At 73.2% G+C, this 7,813-nt stretch carries 6 protein-coding genes; 5 read left to right on the top strand and 1 reads right to left on the bottom strand.

Annotated elements, in window-relative coordinates:
• From BUE45_RS33675 to BUE45_RS30810, 5 genes are all read left to right on the top strand, one after another.
• On the top strand, positions 1-720 hold a 720-nt coding region (locus BUE45_RS33675; protein ID WP_143173554.1), incomplete at its 5' end, for a nucleotide disphospho-sugar-binding domain-containing protein.
• On the top strand, positions 660-2,870 hold the full coding sequence (locus BUE45_RS30825) for an AfsR/SARP family transcriptional regulator (protein WP_245833629.1): 2,211 nt from the start codon (positions 660-662) through the stop codon (positions 2,868-2,870). The genes BUE45_RS33675 and BUE45_RS30825, both read left to right, overlap by 61 nt.
• A gap of 316 nt (positions 2,871-3,186) precedes the next feature.
• Positions 3,187-4,539, top strand: coding sequence for a nucleotide sugar dehydrogenase (locus BUE45_RS30820; RefSeq protein WP_073384447.1), 1,353 nt, complete (start codon positions 3,187-3,189; stop codon positions 4,537-4,539).
• Between the two features lie 5 nt (positions 4,540-4,544).
• A complete protein-coding gene (locus BUE45_RS30815) occupies positions 4,545-5,531 on the top strand; it encodes an NAD-dependent epimerase/dehydratase family protein (protein ID WP_073384446.1) in 987 nt (328 codons plus the stop codon).
• 62 nt (positions 5,532-5,593) lie between these two features.
• On the top strand, positions 5,594-6,820 hold the full coding sequence (locus tag BUE45_RS30810; RefSeq protein ID WP_073384445.1) for a class I SAM-dependent methyltransferase: 1,227 nt from the start codon (positions 5,594-5,596) through the stop codon (positions 6,818-6,820).
• A gap of 31 nt (positions 6,821-6,851) precedes the next feature.
• Here the strand turns inward: BUE45_RS30810 and BUE45_RS30805 are convergent.
• Positions 6,852-7,813, bottom strand: a 962-nt coding sequence (locus tag BUE45_RS30805; RefSeq protein ID WP_218619615.1) for a nucleotide disphospho-sugar-binding domain-containing protein, incomplete at its 5' end; no start/stop codon positions are given.

Raw genomic sequence — 7,813 nt, 5'->3', positions numbered from 1 at the left:
TGGATGGGTCGTCATGCGGCGCGGTGGGGTGTGGAGTTCCGGGAGCGGATGACCCGCGGGTACTTCACCCTGGACTACCTGCCCGAGCCCCTGCGTCTACAGGACGCCCCCGGCGTCCGCTACGTCCCCTTGCGCTACATCCCCTACAACGGCCGCGCCGTCGTCCCCGACTGGCTCCTCACCCCGCCCGAGCGCCCCCGCGTCTGCCTCACCCTGGGCACCTCCGCCACCGAGCGCCAGGGCGGCTACTCCGTCCCGGTCAAGGACATCCTGGAATCACTCGCGGACCTGGACGCGGAGATCGTGGCCACCCTCCCCGACGCCGAGCGCGCACACCTGGGAACCCTGCCCCCCAACGTCCGCCCGATCGGCTTCACCCCCCTGGAGCCCCTCGCCCGAACCTGCTCCGCCGTCATCAACCACGGCGGTTGGGGAACCTTCCTCGGCGTCGCCTCGTTGGGCGTACCGCAGATCGTGGTTCCGACGTGGTTCGACAACGTCCTCCCGGCACGTCGCCTGGAGGCCTTGGGGGCCGGCGTCCACATCCCCCCGGAGCGGGCCGACGGGAGCCGCGTCCGCGGGGCGCTCACACGCCTCCTGAACGAACCCGCCCCCACGGGGGCGGCCCGCCGCTTGCGTACACAGATGGAGTCGTCGCCATCACCGAACACGATCGCCTCCCGAATGGAAAGCCTGGTCGCCGACCACCGCACCCGCTGACCCCCGGTGCCTCCGACGCCAAGCGCCCGCCGGGCCCGCACGGCCCCGGCTCCCAGACGCACCCGGGGGCCCCGCCCGGCACGGCGTCCGGCACCGGCCGCGACGTCGACATCCGCCTGCTCGGCCAGGTCGCCGCCTCGGTCGACGGCCACCGGCCCAGCCTGGGCGGGAGCCGCCAGCGCGCCTTCTTCAGCGCCCTGGTCCTCCAGGCCAACCGGTCGGTCAGCCAGGAGGAGATCATCCACGCCGTCTGGGGCAACCAGCCGCCGGACTCCGTGACCAGCAGCGTCCACACCTACGTCTCGCGCCTGCGCCGGGTCCTGGAACCCGACCGGCGCCCCCGCAGCGCGTCCGCCCTCCTGGAGTTCGACGGCCTGGGCTACCGGCTCAACATCGACACCGACCAGGTGGACGTGCACCGCGTGGAGGCGCACGTGGAGACGGGCAAGCGCCACATCCCGCAGGCGCCGCGCACGGCGCTGACGGAGTTCGAGCGCGCCCTGGCCCTGTGGCGCGGCCGTCCCCTGGTCGGCATCCCCGGGCCGCTCGCGGAGATCGAGCGCTCCCGGCTGGAGGAACTGCACTTCACCATCCTGGAGATGCGGTTCGACCTCATGCTGAGCCTGGGCATGCACAACGAGGCCGTGCACGAGCTGTCCAGCCTCACCCAGCGCCACCCGCTGCGCGAACGCCTGCGCGGCCTGCTCATCCACGCCTACTCCCTCTGCGGACGCAGGGCCGAGGCGCTCGCGGAGTTCCAGAACCTGCGGCGCGAGCTCGTCCAGCAGCTCGGCATCGAGCCCAACGAGGAGGTCCAGCACCAGCACATGCGCATCCTGCGCGGCGAGCCGGTGCTCGCGCGCGGAGGGCACCACGACCCGTCGGCCGGAATCACCTCCCCCCTCCTGCTGGCGGCGCCCCCGGCCCAGCTCCCCCGGGCCCACCCCGACCTGGTCGGCCGGGACCACGAGGTGCAGCTCCTGCGCACCATGGCGTCCGAGGACCTGGTGTCCGCGAAGTACGCGCCGCTCCTGTACATCGACGGCGCCGCGGGCACGGGGAAGTCCGCGCTCGCCGTGCGCCTGGCGCACGAGATGGCCGCGCACTTCCCCGACGGCCAGCTGTACGTCGACCTGCGCGGGGACACCACGTCCAAGGGCCCGCTGGGGACGGAGCAGGCGCTCCAGCACATGCTGTTCAGCCTGGGCCAGATGGCCTCCAACGCCCTGCCGGCGGAGAGCCTGATCGGGCTGTACCGGAGCCTGACGGCGGGCAAGAAGATGCTGGTCGTGCTCGACAACGCCTTCTCGCACGAACAGGTCCGGCCGCTGCTGCCCGGAGCCCCGGGGTGCGCCGTGATCGTCACGGGCCGCGACACCATGACCGGTCTGGTCACCATGGAGGGGGCCCGGCGCCTGACCCTGGGCCCCCTGCGGTCGGAGGACGCCGTCCTCCTGGTGAAGAGGTCGGTCGGGCGGGCGCTGCGGCAGCAGCATAACGCCCTGGGCGAGAGCGCGCTCCCGAGCCGCTGGGTGCTCTCCGAGCTGTGCCGGATCCACGGCTACACGCCCCTCGCCCTGCACGACCTCTCCAAGCACCTGATCAGGTTCGCGACCACCGAGGGCCGCTGCGCCGCGGACGCGGAGAGCGCACGGGCCGCGGCGGAGGCGGTCACGGCCACGGGCACCCGGAACGCCCCGTGGCCGTACGGCCGGCTGGGGCGGGAGACCGCCCGGGTCCTGCGCGCGCTGGGGATGTTCTCCGTCCCCTCCCTGCCCAGGGACGCCGTGGCCGCCATGCTCGGCCCGGAGATCCCCCTGGTGGACCGCCACCTCGACCTGCTGGTCGTGCTCGGCCTGGTGGGCGAGGAGGGCGGCCGGCTGTGCGTGGTCCCCCGGCTGCGGGCGTACACCCGCGAGGAGGGGCTGCGGGAGGACCCGCCCGGGACGCGCTTCCTCTGGGCCAGGCGCATGGCGCACCACTGCACGGCGGCCGTCCTGCGGTCCCTCCACGCGTCGGGCCGGTGCCCGGACGGCCGCGGCCCCGCCGTCCTGCACGCCCGCACCGGCGCCGCGGTCCTCACGGCGGCCGAGAGGGCCGCCCTGTGCGCGGTCGTCGCCGAGGCCGCGCGGGTGGCGCGCGACCGGTGAAGTCCGGGGGTGTCCCGCCGGCGGGACACCCCCGGGCACGTGCCGGACCGGCGCCCGGCGCACGCCCGGAAATGGCGTGCATTCGTCTTCTCGGAAGGAGGCCGGAGCCCGCACGGGAAATCCGCTCTGGCCGAAAACAGCACCCGCTCCTATGCTGACCTTCGCCCGAACAGCCGCCCCCTGTTCTCCTCATCGGCCGATGCTGGGCAGGGCACGGTATCCGACGGGTACCGTGCCGTGCCGACGAGCACCGGTACTTTCACGGCGAGAAGATGGTTCCGGCGCGCCCGGCTAAGGAATCTCGAACGGAGCGGATATGCGTTTCCTGCCCGACAGGAAAAAATACACCGTCGCCATTATCGGCCTCGGACACGTGGGCTCCTGCGTCTCGCTCATCCTCGCCGACAGGGGCCACGAGGTCATCGGCGTGGACACCGACGCCGCTCTCGTCGGGGAACTGCGCGGCGGCGTCTGCCGCTTCCACGAGCCGGGCCTGGCGGAGCTGCTGGAGCGGTGCCACCGGCTGCCCTCCGTGCGCTTCACCGCGGACCACGCCGAGATGTCCGCGGCCGACGTGGTGATCGTGGCCGTGGGGACGCCGGTGGACGAGTCCGGGGCCTTCATCGACACCCAGCTGCGCGGGGCCTGCAAGGAGCTGAGCCGCCACCTCCGGCGGGGCCAGCTCCTGATCTTCAAGAGCACGGTGCCCCCCGGGACCACCCGGGAGCTGGTGATCCCGCTCCTGGAGAGCGGCGGCCTGTCCTGCGGCGAGGACTTCGGGGTGGTCTTCTCGCCCGAGCGCCTCTCCCAGGGCACGGCGCTGCGGGAGCTGGCCGAACTCCCCGTGGTGGTGGGGGGCTCGGACCGGGACGCCGCCGAGGCCGCGGAGGAGTTCTGGCGGACCGCGCTGGGGGTCGGGGTTCGCTCGTGCGCGTCCCTGGAGACGGCCGAGATGATCAAGATCGCCAGCAACTGGTGGATCGACCACAACCTCGCCCTCGCCAACGAGCTCGCCCTGGTCTGCTCGCAGGCCGGGGTCGACATGCTCGACGTGGTCGCCGCCACCAACGACCTGCCCAAGGGCGGCGGCCGGGTGAACATCCTGCTGCCCAGCGTCGGCGTGGGCGGCTCGTGCCTGACCAAGGACCCCTGGATGGCCTGGAGCTCCGCGCGGCGCCGGGGCGTCGAGCTGCGGACGGTCCCCACCGCGCGCGCGGTCAACGACGGGATGCCCGGGTACGCCGCCTCGCTCGTGCTCGACGCCCTGCGCGGTGCGGGGAAGGATCCGGGCGGGGCGCGGGTGGCGGTCCTGGGCCTGGCGTTCAAGAACGACACCGGCGACCTGCGGGCCACCCCGGTCGCCCCCATGGTCCGCGCCCTGCGCGAGGCGGGCGTCCGGGTCGCCCTGCACGACCCCCTGGTGAGCCCCGAGGCGGCCGAACAGGTGTTCGGTTCACCCTCGGTCCCCGACGTGGAGGAGGCGGTCCGGGACGCCGACTGCATCGCCGTCACGGCGTGGCACCGGGAGTTCCACGGGATCGACTTCGCCGAACTCAGGCGGTACACCCGCCCGGACTGCGCCGTGCTGGACGGGCGCGCCTACTTCCCGAGGGAGACGATCGAACGCTTGGGCTCCCTCGGCTACACCTATCTCGGGATCGGACGGTAGATGCCATGACTCACGCAGTCGTCACCGGCGGACGGGGGTTCGTCGGGAGCCACCTGGTCGACTGCCTGCTGGAGCGGGGAGACCGGGTGACCGTGTTCGACACCGGCCGCCGGGTCTCGCCCCCGGACGGGCGCTCACCGGGGGTGCGCGTCGTCACCGGGGACATAAGGGATGTGGACGGACTGGCGTCGGTCATCACCGAGGACGTCGACATCGTCTACCACCTCGCCGCCGTGGTGGGGGTGGACCGGTACCTGTCGGCTCCGCTGGACGTGATCGACACCAACTTCATCGGTACGCGCAACGTGCTGGAGCAGGCCTCCCGGGTGGGCGCGCGCGTCATCCTCGCCAGCACGAGCGAGGTGTCGGGGATGAACCCCTCCGTGCCCTGGACCGAGGACGCCGACCGCATCCTGGGCAGCACCTCCATCAACCGGTGGAGCTACTCCTCCAGCAAGGCCCTGGCCGAGCACCTGACGTTCGCGTTCATCCGCCAGCGCGGCCTGGACGCGTCGATCGTCCGCTACTTCAACCTCTACGGCCCGCGGCAGCGGCCGGCGTTCCTCATCAGCCGGACCGTGCACCGGTGCCTCAACGGCCTCGCCCCGGTCGTGTACGACGACGGCCGCCAGACGCGCACGTTCACCTCGGTGCACGACGCGGTCGCGGCGACGGTGCGGGTGGGGGACGGCGGCGCGGCCGTCGGCGAGTGCTTCAACATCGGCAACTCCACGGAGATGACGGTCCGCGAGGCGGTGGAGCTGGTCGTCGAACTCACCGGCTCCACGGCCGGGATCACCTCGATCGACACCGGCGCGAGCTTCGGGGAGACCTACCAGGACCTGGGGCGCCGCGTCCCGGACACCACGAAGCTGAAGTCCCTCGTCGGCGCGCGGTGCGACACCTCGCTGCGCGAGGGCGTGACGCGCCTGGTCGAGTGGGCGTCCGAGCACCCCTGGTGGCTGGAGCTGGAGGACGACTCCCCCGCCTGACCCGCGCGGGCCGCGCGGCCCGCCCCTCCCCCGCACCCCACCACCAGCAAGGAATGAACGCGATGCCCTCCACCTCCGAGTGCCGTGTCTGCCAGGGCACGGTCCACGAGTTCTTCGACTTCGGGCGCCAGCCGCTGTCCGACGCCTTCCGCCTGCCCGACGCCGCCGACGAGGAGTTCTTCTTCCGCCTGGCGGTGGGCGCCTGCGCGGGGTGCACCATGGTGCAGCTGATGGAGGAGGTGCCCCGGGAGCGCATGTTCCACGAGGACTACCCCTACCTCTCCTCGGGCTCGGCGGGGATGCGCGCCCACTTCTCCTCCGTCGCGCGCCGGTTCCTGGACACCGCGCTCGACTCGGACGACCCGTTCGTCGTCGAGATCGGCTGCAACGACGGGGTCATGCTCCGGACGATCGCCGACGCGGGCGTCCGCCACCTGGGCTTCGAGCCGTCGGGCGGGGTCGCCGACATCGCCGCCTCGCACGGCGTGAACGTCCGCAAGGGGTTCTTCGAGGAGGAGACGGCCCGGGAGGTGCTCGCCGAGCACGGCCGCGCGGACGTCATCTTCTCGGCCAACACCTTCTGCCACATCCCCTACATCGGCTCGGTCCTGCGCGGGGTGGAGGCGCTGCTGGCGCCCCGGGGCGTGTTCGTCTTCGAGGACCCCTACTTCGGCGACATCGTCGAGAAGACCTCCTACGACCAGGTCTACGACGAGCACTTCTTCCTGTTCACGGTCACCTCGGTCCGGGCCATGGCCGCGCGCTTCGGACTGGAGCTGGTGGACGTCGAGCGCATCCCGACCCACGGCGGCGAGCTGCGGTACACGCTGGCGCGCGCCGGGGCCCGCACGCCGTCCGCGGCCGTGGAGGACCTGGCCCGGCAGGAGGACGAGCGCGCCCTGACGTCGGAGGAGACCCTCAAGGGCTTCGGCCGGAGCGTCGAGCTCTCCCGCGACCGGCTCATGGAGCTGCTGCGCGACATCTCCGCCCGGGGGGAGCGCGTGGTGGCCTACGGGGCCACCGCCAAGAGCGCGACCGTCGTCAACTACTGCGGGATCGACCCCTCGCTGGTGGAGTTCGTCGTGGACACCACGCCCGCCAAGCAGGGCCGGCTCACGCCGGGGGGCCACCTGCCCGTGCGGGGCCCGGAGGCGTTCGCCGACCCCTACCCCGACTACGCTCTGCTGTTCGCCTGGAACCACGAGCAGGAGATCCTGGCCAAGGAGACCGGCTTCCGCGAGGCGGGCGGCCGGTGGATCGGCTACGTGCCGCAGGTCCACGTGAGCTGAGCGCACGCGACACCGCCGGGGCGGCGGCCGTTCAGACGGCCGCCGCCCCCGTGTGTGTGAGGTGGTGCAGGGTGTGGGCGGTCCGGCCCGGCCCGGGCATCGCGAGGGCCTGCGCCGCCAGGTCCCGGGCCGCCTCCCGGTGCTCCCGGCCCTCCAGCAGCCGGGCCAGCATCCCCGTCAGCTCCCCGCCCTCCAGCACCGCCGACCGCACCGTCAGCCCCGCCCCCTGCCGGTCCAGCCGCTCCGCCAGCACCGGCTCGTCGTAGATGTACATCGGAGCGATCACCTGCGGCAGCACCAGCTGCGGCACCCCGTGCACCATCGCGGTGCACAGCGTCCCCACACCCCCGTGGTGGACCACCGCGTCACAGGTCGGCAGCAGGGTGTGCAACGGGGTGGGACCCGCCGCGACCACCCCCTCGGGCGGGTCCCGCAACGCGTCCAGCTGGTCCGGGGTCAACGCCAGCACCACCTCGGCCCCCGTCGCGGCCAGCGCCCGCACCAGCCCGTTCACGTCCAGACCGGTCCCGGTGTGCAGCCGGTCCACCGCGGTCGCGCCCAGGGTCAGGCACACCCGCGCACGCCCCGAGCGGGCCCCGGCCAGCCACCCCGGCGAGACGGCCCGCCCGTTGTAGGGGATGTAGCGCACCGGCAGCCGGTCCACGCCCGGGACCGGGTCCAGCGCCAGCGGGTCGGGGAACGGGTCCAGGGTCAGGTGCCCCCGGGTCATCCGCTCGGTGAACACCGTCCCGGACCGGCGGGCCATGTGCCCCATCCAGTCCGTCAGCGGATCGGGCCGGGGCGCGTCCGGCGGACGCCGCGCCAGGTGGTGGTGGCGGGCCCGCCCGATCAGGTCCAGCCCCCACAGGAACCGGACATGGGGCACGCCCAGGCTCTCCGCGGCCACCGGCGCCGCGAACGTCAGCGGCTCCCACACCACCAGGTCCGGACGCCACCGCCGACAGAACCCCACCAACCCATCCACCAACGGCG

Origin of the sequence: Nocardiopsis flavescens, assembly GCF_900141985.1 — a bacterium.
Lineage (GTDB): Bacteria > Actinomycetota > Actinomycetes > Streptosporangiales > Streptosporangiaceae > Nocardiopsis > Nocardiopsis flavescens.
This window is presented reverse-complemented; position numbering and strand designations above follow the sequence as displayed.